This is a genomic window from Acinetobacter sp. Brlt_5 (assembly GCF_051949055.1).
Taxonomy (GTDB): domain Bacteria; phylum Pseudomonadota; class Gammaproteobacteria; order Pseudomonadales; family Moraxellaceae; genus Acinetobacter; species Acinetobacter indicus.
Genome location: NZ_JAYJLP010000006.1, coordinates 77,171 through 94,321, shown reverse-complemented (window position 1 = coordinate 94,321; position 17,151 = coordinate 77,171). Strand labels below are relative to the sequence as shown.

Genomic DNA, 17,151 nt, shown 5'->3' with positions numbered 1-17,151 from the left:
ATTTTAATCTCCCTCAGTCCCCCTTTGTTAAGGGGGAAGCCCCTCTTTTATAAAGAGGGGTTTGGGGAGATTTAATGGAGATTCTTAGTCACCATTTTTCAGTTCAATGTTGATACCTAAAGAACGGATCTCTTTGGTCAATACGTTGAACGATTCAGGCATGCCCGGATCCATATAATGGTTGCCATCTACAATATTCTTATAGATGCGGGTACGGCCTTCAACGTCATCCGACTTCACAGTGAGCATTTCTTGAAGCGTATAAGCTGCACCGTATGCTTCCAGTGCCCAGACTTCCATCTCACCGAAACGCTGACCACCGAATTGTGCCTTACCACCCAGCGGCTGCTGTGTTACTAATGAGTAAGAACCAGTTGAACGCGCATGCATCTTGTCATCAACCAAGTGGTTCAGTTTCAGCATGTACATGTAACCAACAGTGACAGGACGGTCGAAACGCTCACCCGTACGGCCATCATACAATACGGTTTGACCGGTACGTGACAGACCCGCAAGTTCAAGCAAGTCTTTGATCTGACCTTCTTCAGCACCGTCAAATACAGGTGTTGCCAATGGAACACCAGCACGCAGGTTGCCAGAAAGCGCCAAGATTTCATCATCCGTCAGGCTGTCAAGATCTTCTTGCTCGCCGCCCACCTTGTTGTAAATCTTGTCCAAGAATTCACGCAGTTCAAGAATGGTGCGCTGTTCTTTCAGCATCTTGTCGATCTGATCACCCAGACCTTTGGCTGCCATACCCAAGTGCGTTTCCAGAATCTGACCCACGTTCATACGCGATGGTACACCCAGCGGGTTCAGTACCACGTCTACCGGCACACCGTTGGCATCGTGTGGCATGTCTTCAACCGGCAGAATGTTGGATACAACACCCTTGTTACCGTGACGACCCGCCATCTTATCACCTGGCTGGATACGACGTTTCACCGCAAGGTAAACCTTAACTACTTTCAGTACGCCAGTGGTCAGTTCATCACCTGTAGACAGTTTGCGTTTCTTCTCGGCGAATTTCTCGTCAATTTCAAAGCTCTTCTCTTTCAAGAAGGTTTGAATTTGCGTTAAACGTTCCGCAATCGCTTCGTCACTTGGCTGGATTTCAAGCAGATCAACCAGTTCAAGACCAGACAGCATATCTTCAGACAGTTTGTCGCCACGTTTAGTGCCGCCACCGCCATTCGATTCCTGACCTTTTAACAGACGGACAATACGTTCACGTGCTGCTTCTTCGAAGATTTTGTATTCTTCTTTCAAGTCTTTACGGTATGCATCAAGCTGCGCTTTCTCAATCGCCAGTGCACGTTCGTCTTTTTCCAGACCATCACGGGTAAAGACTTGAACGTCGATGACTGTACCTTTGGTGCCCGATGGAACACGTAAAGAGGAGTCTTTCACATCCGCTGCTTTTTCACCGAAGATGGCACGAAGCAGTTTTTCTTCAGGCGTCAACTGAGTTTCACCTTTTGGTGTTACTTTACCCACCAGGATGTCACCGGCAGTCACTTCTGCACCGATGTAAACGATACCTGATTCGTCCAGTTTAGACAGCGCAGCTTCACCGACGTTTGGAATATCAGCCGTGATTTCTTCAGCACCCAGTTTGGTATCACGTGCAACACATGACAGTTCCTGAATGTGAATCGACGTTAAACGGTCTTCTTGAAGCACACGCTCAGAAAGCAAGATCGAGTCTTCGTAGTTGTAACCATTCCAGGTCATGAACGCCACGCGCATGTTTTGACCCAGGGCCAGTTCACCGCCATCTGTCGATGGACCATCCGCCAGGATGTCACCACGTGCAACTTTATCGCCTAAACGTACCACAACGTTCTGGTTGATACAGGTGTTCTGGTTTGAACGCGTGTATTTGATCAGGTTGTAGATATCTACACCTGCTTCACCCGCGATCATTTCATCTTCATTCACGCGAATTACAATACGTGATGCATCAACAAACTCGATCACACCACCACGGCCTGCAACCACACACACACCGGAGTCACGTGCCACGTTGGCTTCCATACCGGTACCAACCAGCGGTTTGTCCGCGATTAATGTAGGTACGGCCTGACGTTGCATGTTGGAACCCATCAATGCACGGTTGGCGTCATCGTGTTCAAGGAATGGAATCAGCGATGCTGCAACAGAAACCACCTGCTGAGCAGATACGTCCATATGGGTCACTTTTTCAGGTGACATACGTACGAATTCACCGTGGTGACGTACAGAAACGAATTCTTCAGTCAGGTTACCGTCCTGATCTACAACCGAGTCGGCCTGTGCAATCACAGTCCCTACTTCTTCAATCGCAGACAGATATTCAACTTCATCTGTTACACGACCATCAACCACTTTACGGTATGGCGTTTCCAAGAAACCGAAGCTGTTGGCTTTGGCATAAACAGACAGCGAGTTGATCAAACCAATGTTTGGACCTTCAGGCGTTTCAATTGGACACACACGACCATAGTGAGTCTGGTGTACGTCACGCACTTCGAAGCCTGCGCGTTCACGGGTCAAACCACCTGGACCAAGCGCCGATACACGACGTTTGTGGGTGATTTCAGACAATGGGTTGTTCTGGTCCATAAACTGAGACAACTGGCTTGAACCAAAGAATTCTTTGATGGCTGCAGCCACTGGCTTCGCATTGATCAGATCTTGCGGAGACAGGTTGTCAGTTTCAGCTTGTGATAGACGCTCTTTTACAGCACGCTCAACACGTACCAGACCCACACGGAACTGGTTTTCGGTCATTTCGCCCACTGAACGAACACGACGGTTACCCAAGTGGTCGATATCGTCGACTTCACCTTTACCGTTACGGATTTCAACCAATGTTTTCAGTACATCAGTGATGTCTTCGTTCGACAGGATGCCTTCAACTTCGCGCGACTTCTGGTCAGTACCCACTTCGTAAGGACGACCCAGACGACGGTTGAATTTCATACGGCCGACTGGTGACAGGTCATAACGCTCAGAAGAGAAGAACAGGTTGTTAAACAGGTTCTCAGCTGCTTCTTTGGTTGGTGGCTCGCCTGGACGCATCACTTTGTAGATTTCAACCAGTGCTTCTTCACGACCTGTAGTCGTATCGGCACGTAGCGTATCTGCAATGAATGAACCGCGGTCGATGTCGTTGGTGAACAGGATGTTGAACTGCTTCACGCCGCCTTCAGCCAGTTTCACCATCACTTCATGGCTTAACAGGGTGTTGGCTGGAATCACATCGCCATCTTTCAGCACGATGTCTTCGGCAGTAATACGCTCGTACAAGTATTCATCCGGCACTGACAGTTTGGTCAGACCAGAGGCTTCCATTTGACGAACATGACGTGCGTTGATACGCTTACCTTGTTCAACAATGACTTTACCATCGGCATCAATGATATCGAATTGTGCCATTTCGCCACGCAGACGTTCTGGAATCAAGTCGATCTGATAGCTACCCATATCCAGGTAAACAGGAACTTTTTCGTAGAACAGGTCAAGAATCTGTTCGTTGTTATAGTTCAGGGCACGCAGAACCACAGTCGCTAGTAATTTACGACGACGGTCGATACGTACATAGACTAAATCTTTGGCATCAAATTCAAAGTCTAACCATGAACCACGGTAAGGAATGATACGCGCTGAATACAGCACTTTACCGCTTGAGTGAGTCTTACCTTTGTCATGGTCAAAGAATACGCCTGGTGAACGGTGTAATTGCGATACGATTACACGCTCGGTACCGTTGATCACAAAAGTACCGTTATCCGTCATCAATGGCATTTCGCCCATATAGACTTCTTGTTCACGTACGTCTTTGATTGATTTCGTTTCACGATCTTTCAGGATCAAACGAATTTTAACGCGCATTGGTGCCGCATAAGTTGAGCCGCGAAGGATACATTCGCGTACATCAAACTCTGGTTTACCAAGACTATACTCAACAAATTCTAAAGCAGCATTGCCAGAATAACTTTCTATAGGAAAAACTGAACGAAATGCGGCTTGGAGACCGATATCTTCGCGGTTTTTTGGAGATTTGCCATCTTGCAAGAAAGTACGGTACGAGTCGACTTGAATCGCCAACAGGTACGGTGCTTCCATGACTTGGGGCAATTTACCAAAATTCTTACGGATCCGTTTCTTTTCGGTATATGAGTATGCCATCTGGAGTCCTCGGAAAGTAAACCAAGCCCGCCTGCAGAACGGGCTCAGAAGGAATTACGCAGGCCGATATGGCCACCACTCTTTACAAATGCTGCAATTTTTAGTGGTATTAAAACGCTTAACAATATTTTTTAACATTGAAAAATATTGGTAAGCGTTTGATTGTTATCTTTATTTTTAATTTGTATGAAATTTATATCATGCAAACAAAAATCGAGCCGATTATTGTAACGCAAAAAGGCTGATGACCCAAGAGCCATCAGCCATTTTTTGGAGTCGATTATAAAAAAAATCGACTCCGCTTAAGCTATTACTTAAGTGTAACTGTAGCACCAGCTTCTTCAAGTTTCTTCTTAAGCTCTTCGCCTTCTTCTTTAGAAACGCCTTCTTTAAGTACTGCTGGAGCACCTTCAACCATGTCTTTCGCTTCTTTAAGACCAAGGCCAGTCGCTTCACGAACTGCTTTAATTACTGCAACTTTGTTTGCACCGAAAGAAGTCAACTCAACGTTGAATTCAGTTTGCTCTTCAGCAGCAGCAGCGCCAGCGCCTGGAGCAGCAGCAACTGCAACAGCAGCAGCAGATACGTTGAATTTCTCTTCGAAAGCAGAGATCAGTTCAACAAGTTCAAGAACAGTTTTTTCAGCAACTGCGTTTAAAATTTCTTCGTTAGTTAAAGCCATGAGAATAACTCCAAATGGAAATTGAATGGTGTGTAAATTGATTTAAGCTTAAGCTGCTTCTGACTCGTTTTTCTCTTTGAGTGCTGTAATAAGGCGACCCAATTTCGAAATAGGAGCTTGAAGAACGTTTGCAAGCATAGTAAGCGCTTTTTCTTGGTTCGGAAGATTTGCAATCACGCTAACTTCAGCACCTTGATAAACCTTGCCGTCAAATGCAGCAGCTTTAAGTTCAAATGCTTTGTTTGTTTTAGCGAAATCTTCGAACAAGCGTGCAGCTGCACCCATGTCGTCTTCAGAAGTCGAGAAAGCTAAGATTGTTGGACCAACAAGAGTTGCATTCAAGATATCGAATTGAGTACCTTCGAATGCACGCTTAGCCAAAGTATTACGCACGATACGAGTCGTAACACCAAGCTTACGCGCTTCAACACGTAAAGCAGTTAATTGCTCAACGGTTAAACCTTGATAGTCAGCAACAACAGCAGAGAACGCGCGAGAAGCAACTTCGTTTACTTCTGCTACGATCTGTTTTTTGTCTTCGATAAGAAGAGCCATTGTAAAACCTCCTAACGGTGATTTATGTATCCACAAGGGATACACTCCCAATTCGTGAATTCATCACTGAACTCACACGCGGAGGAGGAATAAATCACACCACCGCGTCTACGCAGGCTGGGATTTTAAGAGAAGAGCATAAAACTCTCCTCGCCTGAGGTCTTTGACGCTGATAAATTCTCATTTACCAATTCAAAGTCCGCCTGAGGATCGATCAGCAAAGCAACGCTTTGCCGATCCGCAAGACGAGAAGCTATGCTTCGAGTGAAGCTTATACCCTCTCTTGCGTGAAATTTAAAGCAGTGCTTTAAATTTCACTCAGGACTTTAAAATTCTGTCTAAGTTAAACTTAGTTAGAAACGTTGTTTACATCAACAGTCAGACCAGGACCCATAGTTGAGCTTAGAGTGATCTTTTTGATGTATACACCTTTAGAAGTCGCAGGTTTTGCTTTCTTCAGGTCAGCTACAAGAGCTTCAACGTTTTGACGAACAGCTTCAGCAGTAAAACCTACTTGACCGATCGCAGCGTGGATGATACCCGCTTTGTCTACACGGTAACGTGCTTGACCAGCTTTTGCATTTTTAACTGCAGTTGCTACGTCAGGAGTAACCGTACCCACTTTAGGGTTTGGCATTAAGCCACGTGGACCAAGGATTGTACCTAATTTACCTACAACGCGCATTGCATCTGGAGCAGCAATTACTACGTCAAAGTCAAGGTTACCCGCTTGGATGCTTTCAGCCAGGTCATCAAAACCAACTACGTCCGCGCCTTCAGCTTTAGCAGCTTCAGCAGCAGCGCCTTGAGCAAACACAGCTACACGTACAGTTTTACCTGTACCTGCAGGAAGTGTAGTCGCGCCACGAACAACCTGGTCAGATTTACGAGGGTCAACACCTAGGTTTACAGATACATCCAAAGATTCTTTGAATTTAGCTGCAGGAAGGCTGTTAAGAACTTGTACTGCTTCTTCTAAAGTATAAACTTTGTTTGCTTCTACAGCAGCAGCAATGGCTTTTTGACGTTTAGTTAACTTTGCCATGTCTTATAGCTCCACTTCCAAGCCCATAGAACGTGCAGAACCAGCGATGGTACGTACACGCGCGTCTAAGTCAGCACCAGTTAAGTCTGGTTCTTTCGTAGTCGCGATCTCTTCTAACTGAGCACGAGTCAACTTACCAACTTTAGTTTTATTTGGTACAGCTGAACCCTTCTGGATACCAGCAGCTTTCTTAAGCAGAATAGCAGCAGGTGGAGTTTTCATGATGAATGTGAACGACTTGTCGTTGTACACAGTGATCACTACTGGAATTGGAAGACCAGCTTCAACTTTTTGTGTCGCAGCATTGAATTCTTTACAGAATGCCATGATGTTAACACCACGTTGACCTAGTGCAGGACCAATTGGTGGAGATGGATTTGCTTTACCAGCTGGAACTTGCAGCTTGATATAGCCGTCAATCTTCTTAGCCATTTTCAATTACCTCTGGGTACAAACGCCGCTAGGCTCCCCAATGATTTCTAAGTAACGATACCGTTACAACAACAATGCCCGATCCATAACAAATCGGGCGTTTTCAACCAGCAGTGAATTAAACTGATTTTTCGACTTGGCGAAATTCCAGCTCAACCTGTGTTGGTCGATTGAATACATTAATCGTCAACGTTAAACGCGACTTGTCGTAAAGGACTTCTTCCACCACGCCTTTAAAGTCGGTGAATGGACCGTCAATTACCAGTAATTCTTCGCCTGGTTCAAACATCGTCTTCGGACGAGGTGCTTCACCAGTATTGCGTACACGTGCAAGAATCGCATCAGCTTCACGCTGCGTAATTGGCGCAGGTTTTTCCGGTGTACCACCAATAAAACCTAATACTTTTGGACATTCTTTTACAATGTGCCAAGTATCATCATTCATTTCCATTTCGACTAGCACATAGCCCGGAAAGAATTTACGCTCAGATTTACGTTTCTTACCATCCTTCATTTCTACCACTTCTTCGGTAGGAACTAGGACTTCACCAAAGCTATCGGCAACAGCGCTACGCTGGATTCGATCATTAAGCGAACGCATCACTTGTTTTTCATAACCAGAATAGGCATGAATAATGTACCAACGTTTCATAGCTCTCTTACCCGATAATAAATTTAATTGCCCAACCTAAAACGTAGTCAAAACACCACAATAAAATGGATGCTACAACTACAACTGCAAGTACGTGCCAAGATGTGGTCACTGTCTCTTGCTTGGTTGGCCAAGTCACTCGACGCAGCTCGATTCGTGAATCTTTCAATAAACGAACAAAGCCTTTGCCTTGATGGGTGGCGTATAATAAACCTAAAGCCACTACGATACAAGCCAAAATTACCCCAACGCGCACCCAAATATCATTTGCCGGTGCCCAGTACGCTGGTAGATGCTGATTCACCATGGTTGCCGCAATGAATAAAATCAAGGCGATAATCCACAACACGTAGTCTAATGGAGAACCCGAATTTACAACTTCAGCAGGATTATTTCTTTGAGGAATTGGCGCTTCGCTTAATGCGTCACGCGATTTATCATTCGACATTTTTGTACTCGTCGTAGGATTCGCGACTTATTATATGACCAGTTTTGCCAGCATCAAGCTTTTTTTGAAAAATGGCAGGCCAGGAGGGACTCGAACCCCCAACATTCGGTTTTGGAGACCGACGCTCTACCAATTGAACTACTGGCCTGTAGAACAAGCCGAAATCCGCAAACTTCGGCTTGTGAAACTTATTTTATAATTATGCAGTTACTTTAGCAACTACACCCGCACCTACAGTACGGCCACCTTCACGGATCGCGAAGCGTAAACCAGCGTCCATTGCGATTGGGTGGATTAATTCTACTGACATTTCAACGTTGTCGCCTGGCATAACCATTTCAACGCCTTCTTTCAGCTGGATCGCACCAGTTACGTCCGTAGTACGGAAGTAGAACTGTGGACGGTAACCATTTAAGAATGGAGTGTGACGGCCACCTTCGTCTTTAGAAAGTACGTATACTTCTGCGTCGAATTTAGTGTGCGGCTTGATTGAACCCGGTTTAGCAAGTACTTGACCACGTTGAACTTCTTCACGCTTAGTACCACGTAGAAGAACACCACAGTTCTCGCCAGCACGACCTTCGTCAAGAAGCTTACGGAACATTTCAACGCCAGTAACAGTTGTTTTCGCTGTATCTTTGATACCAACGATTTCAACTTCTTCACCTACTTTAACGATACCAGTTTCTACACGGCCAGTTACAACTGTACCACGACCAGAAATTGAGAATACGTCTTCGATTGGCATTAAGAATGCTTGGTCGATTGCACGTACTGGCTCTGGAATGTAAGTGTCAAGCGCTTCAACAAGAGCTACAACAGCGTCTTCGCCATATTGACCTGATTCACCGTTAAGTGCTGCAAGAGCAGAACCACGGATTACTGGAGTGTCGTCGCCTGGGAAGTCGTAAGTAGAAAGAAGTTCACGAACTTCCATTTCAACTAATTCGATTAACTCTTCGTCGTCTACGATATCGCATTTGTTTAAGAATACGATGATGTAAGGTACACCTACCTGACGAGAAAGAAGGATGTGTTCACGAGTTTGTGGCATTGGACCATCAGTCGCTGAACAAACAAGGATCGCACCGTCCATCTGAGCAGCACCAGTGATCATGTTTTTAACATAGTCGGCGTGGCCTGGGCAGTCAACGTGAGCGTAGTGACGAGTTGGAGAATCGTATTCTACGTGAGAAGTGTTAATTGTAATACCACGTGCTTTTTCTTCTGGAGCAGAGTCGATTGCAGCGTAATCTTTCGCTTCACCACCGAATTTCTTCGCGCATACAGTTGCAATTGCAGCTGTTAAAGTTGTTTTACCATGGTCAACGTGACCGATTGTGCCCACGTTAACGTGTGGCTTATTACGTTCAAACTTAGCCTTAGCCATGTTTATTTTCCTCGTTTACGTCGAACACAATCTGAGCAATACTCAGCCTCGACATATCGCCTAAAAAACTAGACACCTAATACTTAAAAAGCAGACTAAATAGCCTGCTTTTTTTAAATCTCATGCAACCAAGTTGCTAAACTGTATCTGGAGCTCTTATCGAGATTTGAACTCGAGACCTCTCCCTTACCAAGGGAGTGCTCTACCACTGAGCTATAAGAGCGATCATCTTCGATGATGGAGCGGGAGACGAGGATCGAACTCGCGACATGCAGCTTGGAAGGCTGCCGCTCTACCAACTGAGCTACTCCCGCACATTGTTGGTAATGTACCACTTCATTCGAAGTTAATGGTGGTGGGAGAAGGATTCGAACCTTCGAAGCTTACGCGGCAGAGTTACAGTCTGCTCCCTTTGACCGCTCGGGAATCCCACCAATATCACACTTATTGCAGTGCTCGTTCTTTACTTCACATCTCGAATTCTCTAAGATGGTGCCGGCACACGGATTCGAACTGTGGACCTACTGATTACAAGTCAGTTGCTCTACCAACTGAGCTATGCCGGCGTTTCTTAGTGTTTCGTACGTTTCGTATCGGAACGGTGTGCAGTTTAGCAAAACTTGAAATCAGTGCAAGTGTTTTTTTTAAAAAAACCGTCAAAAACTCACAAAATCAATCCGTTTGACGATAATTCAACCGCTTTGATCACTGCGCGAGCTTTTATTTGGGTTTCATTCCACTCAGATTCAGGATTTGAGTCGGCAACAAGGCCTGCGCCAGCCTGCACATAGACCTTATTTTCACGAATAACACAGGTCCGAATCGCAATCGACATGTCCATTTCGCCATGCCAGCCTAAATAACCAACAGCACCACCAAAAATTCCACGTTTTACTGGCTCAACTTCGTCAATAATTTCCATGGCACGGATTTTTGGTGCCCCAGAAAGTGTGCCTGCCGGGAAAGTTGCCTTAAAAACATCCAAGGCATCAACATCATCACGCACTTCACCCTGCACATTGGACACAATATGCATGACATGCGAATAACGTTCGATCACCATTTGATCAGTCACCTGCACTTTGCCAATTTTTGAAACGCGACCAACATCATTACGGCCCAGATCAATCAGCATTAAATGCTCGGCAATCTCTTTTTCATCAGAAAGCAAATCTTTTTCCAGGGCCAGATCTTCTTCCTTAGTTTTACCACGTGGACGCGTGCCGGCAAGTGGACGCACGGTGGCAATACCATTTTCCAGACGCGACAGGATTTCCGGCGATGAACCGACAATATGGAACGGGGTGTTATTGTCCAAGGTGCGCCCTTGTACCAGGAACAGATACGGTGATGGATTGAGATGACGCAAAGCGCGATAGACCTGTAACGGCTCACCATCAAAGTCAGACACCATACGATGCCCCGGCACCACTTGCATGACATCACCAGCACGAATGTATTCTTTGACTTTCTCAACCGAGGCAATAAAGTTGTCACGACCGGTTAAAGATTCAAAATGTGGTGCCGTATGGGTCTGTGCTTGCAGATTTACCGGTGTCGCCAGCAACTGCTCCAGCGCATCCAGTTGCGCCTGTGCTTTCTGATAGGCATCAGCATCCTTACTATCAGCGTGCACAATCAGGAATAAGGTATCTTTTAAGTTGTCAAACACGATCACGGTTTTAGACAGCATCATCCAGATATCTGGCAGGCCCACCGGATCGGCGTCTGGAATATTGTTCAGGCGCGGTTCGATATAACGCACGGCGTCATAGCCAAAGTAACCGACCAGTCCACCAGTAAAGCTTGGCAACGCCGGTAAATCGGCCTGTGTTGGCACTTTAAACTGGGCCTGGAAATCACGGATAAACTGGAAAGGATCACTGCACGGCTGCTGTAGCAGTTCGCCATTGGCCTGCTGAATAGTCAACTGCCCTTCATTGCAGGAAAACACGGTTGACTCGCCCAGGCCAATAATCGAATAGCGCGCCCAGTTTTCACCGCCTTCGACAGATTCAAACAGATAGGCCTGTTCATGCTCTTTTAAACGCGCAAACACAGACAATGGGGTTTCGGTATCGGCCAGACGCTGACGGTAGACAGGAATCAGGTTATAGCCGGCAGCTTGCAGTTGTTGATATTGGGCTTGAGTGGTCATGTTGAATCTCTTTCATTTTCGCGGGGTCATAGGAAGGTTGCTGGTAGGTGCTGACTTAGTGACGCCATCGAAAAACTACACAATCACTCATTGCGGTGTCCTTTTACATCTATTCTTACATTAGGAAGCTAATAATTCTGTCAGATTATCCACCACTTGCTGCGGCTGACAATCATAAATACTCTCGCCATGATTATAGCCATAGCTGACTACAATACAATCAATACCGGCACGACGTGCGGCTTCCACATCATTGGAAGAGTCGCCAATCATCAACACTTGGGATTTTTCTACCCCAAAGGTCTCAACACAGTGCAATAACTGGCGTGGATGCGGTTTACGTTCGCTAAACCGATCACCACCAATCACATCAACAAAATAATGGCTCATGTCCAGTGCATCTAAAATGGCGCGTGATGGCAGCTCGGGCTTGTTGGTGACACAGATCATTTTTTTCTGCTGCTGTTTGCCCCATTCCAGAAACTCCAGAATTCCGGCAAAAGGCTGGGTATCCAGACAAGGATCGGCATTGTAAATTCCTAGGAAAGTTTCCAGCAGCTGCTGATGCTGATCGGGATGCACCTCTCCGGTTAAATGCAGCAAGGTGCTGTGACAAAATACCGAGGTGCCTTTGCCAATCCAGGTGCGTACCTGTGCTTCGGTGACCATGGGCAGCTGCAAGGCATTCAGGCTCATATTCATGGCACGATACAGATCGGTGGCTGAATCGACCAGCGTACCGTCCAGGTCAAATAAAATCAGCTCACGGGTGTCAAGTTTGGCCACAGACATTTTGGTCCTCTCAAAAAATAAAGGCATGCCAAAGCATGCCTCGATTGTATGCTGTGTCGCGGTTTATTTAAACAACAGCCAGGCAATAATTGCCAGGATCACCAGCACAATAATGGTCATCAGGCCGACAGAGGCATTTTTCTGCTGCTCTTTTTCCTGCTCAACGCGTGATACAGGCTGCTCAACCGGTACCGGTTGTGGCTCTGGGGTGGCCGCGCTTAAATCGGTCCCTTCAGGAATTGGGGCCGGTTTTGGTACACCGACATTGGTTGGCATGCCATCACGTGTCAATTGTACCGATGCATCACGCTCTTTCAGCTCAGGCATACCCTGATCATTCATCTGCTGTGCCGGCGTTTTCACTGCTACAGTTTCTGTCGGCTCGGCTGCAGTAGCGGTTTCCACCACATCCAGCTCAGGAATCTGTTCTACTTCGGTGCCTGCAGGCGCAAGCGGCTCATCTGCCAACAGTTCCGGTTTGGCTGGTGCCAGGACTGAAAATTTAAAGCTGGCAAACTGGACAATATCACCCTCATGCAACGGAGTTTCCTGCTCAATCCGCAGGTCATTCACAAAGGTGCCATTGGATGAATTTAAGTCTTGTACCCACAGGTCTTCAGCTTTCAGTAGCAACGCAGCATGTTTGCGTGATACTTCAGCCGACTGCAGCACCACATCAGCTTCCTGATGACGCCCCACCAGCATGTCACGATCAACACTAATTTCCTGCCCGGTAAATTCACCCGTAATTGCTTGTAATTTCCAAGTCATAGCGAACTTCTCTTTAAATTTTTGCCCATCATAACATGCTCAAAACCAGATTCCATGTCCGCTCTGTTAAGAGCGCGGTCTTAAGGTGGTCGTGGTGGTGGTATTGGTGGTTTTGCTGACTTGCGGGCTTAAGGTCTGACGCTGCAGCGCCGGTTCTACCGCAACGGGTGTGGTCACCACAGCCGCCCCCGACTGTGCCGCAGGGGTCGCGGATGGCACCTGCTGATAACGGGTTTGATTTAGTGGAGTTTTAGACACTGGCACCCGCTGCTGATAGATATCTTCCACCCGCTCCGGCAGTTTGGCAAAATTACCATCCTGATCCAGTGCCAGTTGCAAGCTATACAGCTGACTATAACGCTGCTGCGAAATCCGGCGGATATCATTCTGATCTCCAACAATGGTCGGGTGAATAAAGATTAACAGATTACGCTTCTGATTAGACTTGCCATCGGAACGGAATAAACGCCCCAGTCCTGGAATGGCACCTAACCCCGGCACAGCCTGACGCGAATAGGCAGTGTTATCTGAAATGAGGCCACCCAAGACAATGGTCTGACCATGCTCGGCCAGAATCGAGGTCTTAATTGCACGTTTGCTGGTGACCAAGTCCTGCGCCTGTCCTTTGCTGGATTTAACCCCAGAAACTTCCTGTTCCACTTCCAGACGCACTGTGCCATTTTCGCCAATATGCGGCACCACTTTTAGGGTGACCCCGACATCCTTACGCTCAATGGTGGTATAGGGATTGACGGTACCATTTCCGGTACTGACCGAACCAGTGACAAACGGCACGTTCTCACCAACCACGATATAGGCTTCTTCATTGTCCATGGTGACAATAGATGGGGTCGACAACAGATTGGATTTGGTGGTTTCTTTTAAAGCTTGAATCAGCGCGCCATACAAACGGCGTGAACCATCACTACCTTCCTGATAATCCCCCAGCACCAGTGAGGTACCCGCGCCAATCGCACCACCGGCACCCGCTGCACCTCCAGTTAAATAACCGGCGGCAATATTTTTCAGGCTGGAACCCAAGTTATCAAAATTGATCAGGCCAATGCCGCTGCTTAAATCACCCAAGGCCCATTGCACGCCAAGCTGATCGGCATCGGTGCCTTCTACTTCAATAATCGCGGCTTCAATCAGTACCTGCTGACGGCGTGTATCCAGCTGCTGAATCGCAGATTCAATTTCACGCATCAGCTGTGGATCGGCTTTGACCACCAGGGCGTTCTGGCTACTATCGGCAATAATACTGACGCCATTACCATTAAAGCTGGTGATCTGGCTCTGCTGATCAAAACCGTTATTCAGGGTAATACTTGGCGAGGTACTGCCTGTGCTATTGCTGGATGTGCTGTTACTGCTGTTATTGACCAGACTGCTAACGCTATTGTTACTGCTGTTTTTCGTATTGGAAGATGAGCTGCTGACCGCCTGCCCCGATACCAGCCCTTGCAGAATTTCCGCCAGGCTTTGCGCACTGGCATATTTTAAGCGGAAGACTTTTAAGCCACCAAGACGGTCGGCCGCCGGCACATCCATCATTTCAATCATCTGACGGATGCGCTTGCGGGTGGCAGTATCGCCTTTAATGATAATGCGATTGGTCCGGTTATCCGCCACAATTCGCACCCGCGAGCCTTTGAGATCTTTGGCATTGCCGGTCGAGCTCATTGACTCCAATAGCCCGATCACTTCTTCGGCCTGACTGGACTGTAGCGAGATGGCTTCAATATCATTTTGGCCGGTGCCATCCAAATTACGGATGATATTTTCCAGCTGATAGATATTGCTGGCCCGGTCCGAAACAATCAGGGCATTGGTGCCGGCCACCGCAGACAGATGGGCAAATTGCGGCATTAAAGGCCGTAAAGCCGGAATCATGTCATTGGCATTGGTATTTTCCAGCCAGATGACCCGGGTCACAATCTGGTCGCCACGCGCATTCTGGCGCGCATCAAACGGAATTCCGGAGCTTTTGACATTGTTATCTGGCACCAGCTTGATGGTATTGCCCGATGGAATAGCCACTACCCCATTAACATTAAGCACGCCCAGAAACAGGTCATAGACTTCATTGCGGTTCAACGGCTTGTTGGAAATGACCGTGACATTGCCGCGCACCCGCGGATCAACCGCGAAGTTCTTACCGGTAATATCGGCCACTTCATTAATAAATGCAGTCAGGTCAGCATCACGTAAATTAATTTTCCAGGTTTGTGCATAGCTCGCCGTACTTACCATAGCCACCAGAGGTGCGCCGACCACCAATGCCCAAAGCGGACGCTCATGATTTAATAAAGCCATAATCTACCGTGTTTCCTAACCCTATAAGGTGACAAATCCGTCACTTAAAATCTTGTTGTACCGTGATGACCTGGTCACCACGCTGAACTTCCAGTCTGACCTGACCCTCCTGTCTTGCCTGTTCCAGCAATTGGGCTTCATTTTGCCCTTGTCCGACAGTCTGACCATTTAAGGATAAAATCCGGTCGCCTGGTTGTAATCCCAATCTGCTTCTGAGTGCCGCCGGTGTCCGTGCGGTAATTTCATAGCCCTGACCATTGCCACTATTCACGCCCATATCCTGTAAATAGCGTTCCCGGTCTTGCTGAATCTTTTGCACTGCCTGACCAATCGCATTTTGCGCAGTTGTTGCCGGTGCCGGATTTCTGTTGGGTGCAGCTGGGCTTTGTGTCGGCACAATCGGCTGATTCAGCCCGTTTTCAATGCCTTTAAACTCTATCTCACGGGTGGCGCCACTGCTATGACGCAAAACCACCCGATCCCAGTACACTTCAGCCAACTGATAACCACTGCCTTCAATCACATCGCCGACGCGATAGCGCTCTGCCACCTCATTGACTTTGAGCACGGCAGAAGAAAACTGGTTGGGATAACCGACCATCACGCCTTGTAATTGAAGGTTCAGATTGTCTTCGGCCTGCGTACGCTGGCTCGCTTCATGAAACAAGGCAAAACTGCTGATATTCGGTACACGCAGCTGCTGCGAACCCAGTTCGACCCGATCCAGTTGCATCGCTTGAGGCGGCGCCAGTAATAGCCAGAACAGACTGGCCAGCTTCCAGCATAAATACAGAATCAGCAGCGCCAGCAATAACGGTGCGACACGATCGGCCTGTTTCAGCTGGAGAGTCTGCAGCTGTTCCCAGATTTTCTGCATCAGAAGCCTCCCTTGAATAGCGGCTGGCGGGTACTGATTACATAGGTATCAGCACCAGCCTTGCCTTCATAAGAAGGAACATGCATCAATAAACGCTGGGTCAGCTGCACATCCAGCATCATCTCCTGATCCAGACTCAGGTTTATCATTTTCTGGTCACGTGCATCACGCACATCAATTTTCAGTTTTCCGCTTTCATCCGACAGTGTGCCTTTCAGCGTGGGCACGGTCATGCGCTCTTGACGCTGGGCAAACTGATACACCAGCTCCCCGCCGGCCCAGTTGAGCTGGCCCTGTGCCTGGGCAAACCCTTGCTGCTTGCTATAGTTCAGATCGATATTTTGTAATTGAATCGGATTGGTCGGCCATTGCCAGTCGACCAGGGTTTTTAGAGTTTCTGGCGCAACACGGCCATGTACAGCGTTCAGCATGAAGGTCCCAAAACGGTAACCCATCACGCCTTTTAATTCGGTATGACCACTATGGATTTCAACATCGGCTGCCACTTTCAGCAATAACAGGTCTAAAGGACGCGTATTCCAGCTTAAGCTGCCACGCAACTGTCCCTTGTGCCAATCTGCCTGCCCCTGCCAGATGTTGCCACTGACATTATGTAAACTCTGATTGTTTTTATAAAACTTTGAAATTAACCAAGCTGCAGGAATCTGTAATAACACAAAAATTAAAAAAGCAATGATGGCGAAAATCCACCACGTGATGTATCTCGGTTTCTTTATCATTCCACCACGACCAACCTATCTAATGCATTCATGAACAAATTGTTATTTTCATGCACACATTATGCACACTTTTTTTACAACACCAACGGATACACATAAAAAAACCAAGCAGTTCTGCTT

At 47.2% G+C, this 17,151-nt stretch carries 14 protein-coding genes and 5 tRNA genes; all 19 read right to left on the bottom strand.

Going from position 1 to position 17,151, the window contains the following annotated elements:
* Nucleotides 1-84: 84 nt before the first annotated feature.
* Nucleotides 85-4,173, bottom strand: coding sequence for a DNA-directed RNA polymerase subunit beta (rpoB, locus tag VF685_RS05900; RefSeq protein WP_104470485.1), 4,089 nt, complete (start codon nt 4,171-4,173; stop codon nt 85-87).
* 310 nt (nt 4,174-4,483) lie between these two features.
* Nucleotides 4,484-4,855 carry a 50S ribosomal protein L7/L12 gene (rplL, locus tag VF685_RS05895; protein WP_004774018.1) on the bottom strand — a complete coding sequence of 124 codons (372 nt, stop codon included), beginning with the start codon at nt 4,853-4,855 and terminating at the stop codon, nt 4,484-4,486.
* Between the two features lie 48 nt (nt 4,856-4,903).
* Complete coding sequence (rplJ, locus tag VF685_RS05890) at nt 4,904-5,410, bottom strand: 50S ribosomal protein L10 (protein WP_075167586.1); 507 nt, start codon at nt 5,408-5,410, stop codon at nt 4,904-4,906.
* Nucleotides 5,411-5,759: 349 nt separating this feature from the next.
* Complete coding sequence (gene rplA / locus VF685_RS05885; RefSeq protein ID WP_005181684.1) at nt 5,760-6,455, bottom strand: 50S ribosomal protein L1; 696 nt, start codon at nt 6,453-6,455, stop codon at nt 5,760-5,762.
* Nucleotides 6,456-6,458: 3 nt separating this feature from the next.
* Nucleotides 6,459-6,887, bottom strand: coding sequence for a 50S ribosomal protein L11 (rplK, locus tag VF685_RS05880; RefSeq protein WP_004868049.1), 429 nt, complete (start codon nt 6,885-6,887; stop codon nt 6,459-6,461).
* A gap of 118 nt (nt 6,888-7,005) precedes the next feature.
* The gene (gene nusG, locus VF685_RS05875) at nt 7,006-7,539 is read right to left on the bottom strand and encodes a transcription termination/antitermination protein NusG (protein WP_005181681.1); all 534 of its coding nucleotides are present in this window, start codon (nt 7,537-7,539) and stop codon (nt 7,006-7,008) included.
* A 7-nt stretch (nt 7,540-7,546) separates the two neighbouring features.
* The gene (gene secE, locus VF685_RS05870; RefSeq protein ID WP_005181678.1) at nt 7,547-7,987 is read right to left on the bottom strand and encodes a preprotein translocase subunit SecE; all 441 of its coding nucleotides are present in this window, start codon (nt 7,985-7,987) and stop codon (nt 7,547-7,549) included.
* Between the two features lie 72 nt (nt 7,988-8,059).
* Nucleotides 8,060-8,135 (bottom strand) — tRNA-Trp (locus VF685_RS05865).
* 51 nt (nt 8,136-8,186) lie between these two features.
* On the bottom strand, nt 8,187-9,377 hold the full coding sequence (tuf, locus tag VF685_RS05860) for an elongation factor Tu (RefSeq protein ID WP_152342173.1): 1,191 nt from the start codon (nt 9,375-9,377) through the stop codon (nt 8,187-8,189).
* A 148-nt stretch (nt 9,378-9,525) separates the two neighbouring features.
* A tRNA-Thr gene (locus tag VF685_RS05855) sits at nt 9,526-9,600 on the bottom strand.
* Between the two features lie 15 nt (nt 9,601-9,615).
* Nucleotides 9,616-9,691: transfer RNA gene (locus tag VF685_RS05850), tRNA-Gly, on the bottom strand.
* 36 nt (nt 9,692-9,727) lie between these two features.
* Nucleotides 9,728-9,811: transfer RNA gene (locus VF685_RS05845), tRNA-Tyr, on the bottom strand.
* 56 nt (nt 9,812-9,867) lie between these two features.
* Nucleotides 9,868-9,943, bottom strand: a tRNA-Thr gene (locus tag VF685_RS05840).
* Nucleotides 9,944-10,041: 98 nt separating this feature from the next.
* Nucleotides 10,042-11,535, bottom strand: coding sequence for an anthranilate synthase component I (trpE, locus tag VF685_RS05835; RefSeq protein ID WP_286385180.1), 1,494 nt, complete (start codon nt 11,533-11,535; stop codon nt 10,042-10,044).
* A gap of 120 nt (nt 11,536-11,655) precedes the next feature.
* Entirely contained in the window at nt 11,656-12,327 is a 672-nt protein-coding gene (gph, locus tag VF685_RS05830) for a phosphoglycolate phosphatase (RefSeq protein ID WP_005181670.1), read from the bottom strand.
* Between the two features lie 63 nt (nt 12,328-12,390).
* Entirely contained in the window at nt 12,391-13,098 is a 708-nt protein-coding gene (locus VF685_RS05825) for an FHA domain-containing protein (RefSeq protein WP_005181667.1), read from the bottom strand.
* Between the two features lie 66 nt (nt 13,099-13,164).
* On the bottom strand, nt 13,165-15,414 hold the full coding sequence (gene gspD, locus VF685_RS05820) for a type II secretion system secretin GspD (protein WP_168407435.1): 2,250 nt from the start codon (nt 15,412-15,414) through the stop codon (nt 13,165-13,167).
* 40 nt (nt 15,415-15,454) lie between these two features.
* Nucleotides 15,455-16,291 carry a type II secretion system protein N gene (locus VF685_RS05815; protein ID WP_160241692.1) on the bottom strand — a complete coding sequence of 279 codons (837 nt, stop codon included), beginning with the start codon at nt 16,289-16,291 and terminating at the stop codon, nt 15,455-15,457.
* The gene (gene gspN, locus VF685_RS05810; RefSeq protein WP_104473370.1) at nt 16,291-17,031 is read right to left on the bottom strand and encodes a type II secretion system protein N; all 741 of its coding nucleotides are present in this window, start codon (nt 17,029-17,031) and stop codon (nt 16,291-16,293) included. The genes VF685_RS05815 and gspN overlap by 1 nt, the downstream gene beginning before the upstream one ends.
* Nucleotides 17,032-17,151 lie beyond the last annotated feature (120 nt).

What these genes read in the sequence shown, in the direction of transcription:
- rpoB (WP_104470485.1), bottom strand. Translation starts at nt 4,173, where the DNA reads ATGGCATACTCATATACCGAAAAGAAACGGATCCGTAAGAATTTTGGT.
- rplL (WP_004774018.1), bottom strand. Translation starts at nt 4,855, where the DNA reads ATGGCTTTAACTAACGAAGAAATTTTAAACGCAGTTGCTGAAAAAACT.
- rplJ (WP_075167586.1), bottom strand. Translation starts at nt 5,410, where the DNA reads ATGGCTCTTCTTATCGAAGACAAAAAACAGATCGTAGCAGAAGTAAAC.
- rplA (WP_005181684.1), bottom strand. Translation starts at nt 6,455, where the DNA reads ATGGCAAAGTTAACTAAACGTCAAAAAGCCATTGCTGCTGCTGTAGAA.
- rplK (WP_004868049.1), bottom strand. Translation starts at nt 6,887, where the DNA reads ATGGCTAAGAAGATTGACGGCTATATCAAGCTGCAAGTTCCAGCTGGT.
- nusG (WP_005181681.1), bottom strand. Translation starts at nt 7,539, where the DNA reads ATGAAACGTTGGTACATTATTCATGCCTATTCTGGTTATGAAAAACAA.
- secE (WP_005181678.1), bottom strand. Translation starts at nt 7,987, where the DNA reads ATGTCGAATGATAAATCGCGTGACGCATTAAGCGAAGCGCCAATTCCT.
- tuf (WP_152342173.1), bottom strand. Translation starts at nt 9,377, where the DNA reads ATGGCTAAGGCTAAGTTTGAACGTAATAAGCCACACGTTAACGTGGGC.
- trpE (WP_286385180.1), bottom strand. Translation starts at nt 11,535, where the DNA reads ATGACCACTCAAGCCCAATATCAACAACTGCAAGCTGCCGGCTATAAC.
- gph (WP_005181670.1), bottom strand. Translation starts at nt 12,327, where the DNA reads ATGTCTGTGGCCAAACTTGACACCCGTGAGCTGATTTTATTTGACCTG.
- VF685_RS05825 (WP_005181667.1), bottom strand. Translation starts at nt 13,098, where the DNA reads ATGACTTGGAAATTACAAGCAATTACGGGTGAATTTACCGGGCAGGAA.
- gspD (WP_168407435.1), bottom strand. Translation starts at nt 15,414, where the DNA reads ATGGCTTTATTAAATCATGAGCGTCCGCTTTGGGCATTGGTGGTCGGC.
- VF685_RS05815 (WP_160241692.1), bottom strand. Translation starts at nt 16,291, where the DNA reads ATGCAGAAAATCTGGGAACAGCTGCAGACTCTCCAGCTGAAACAGGCC.
- gspN (WP_104473370.1), bottom strand. Translation starts at nt 17,031, where the DNA reads ATGATAAAGAAACCGAGATACATCACGTGGTGGATTTTCGCCATCATT.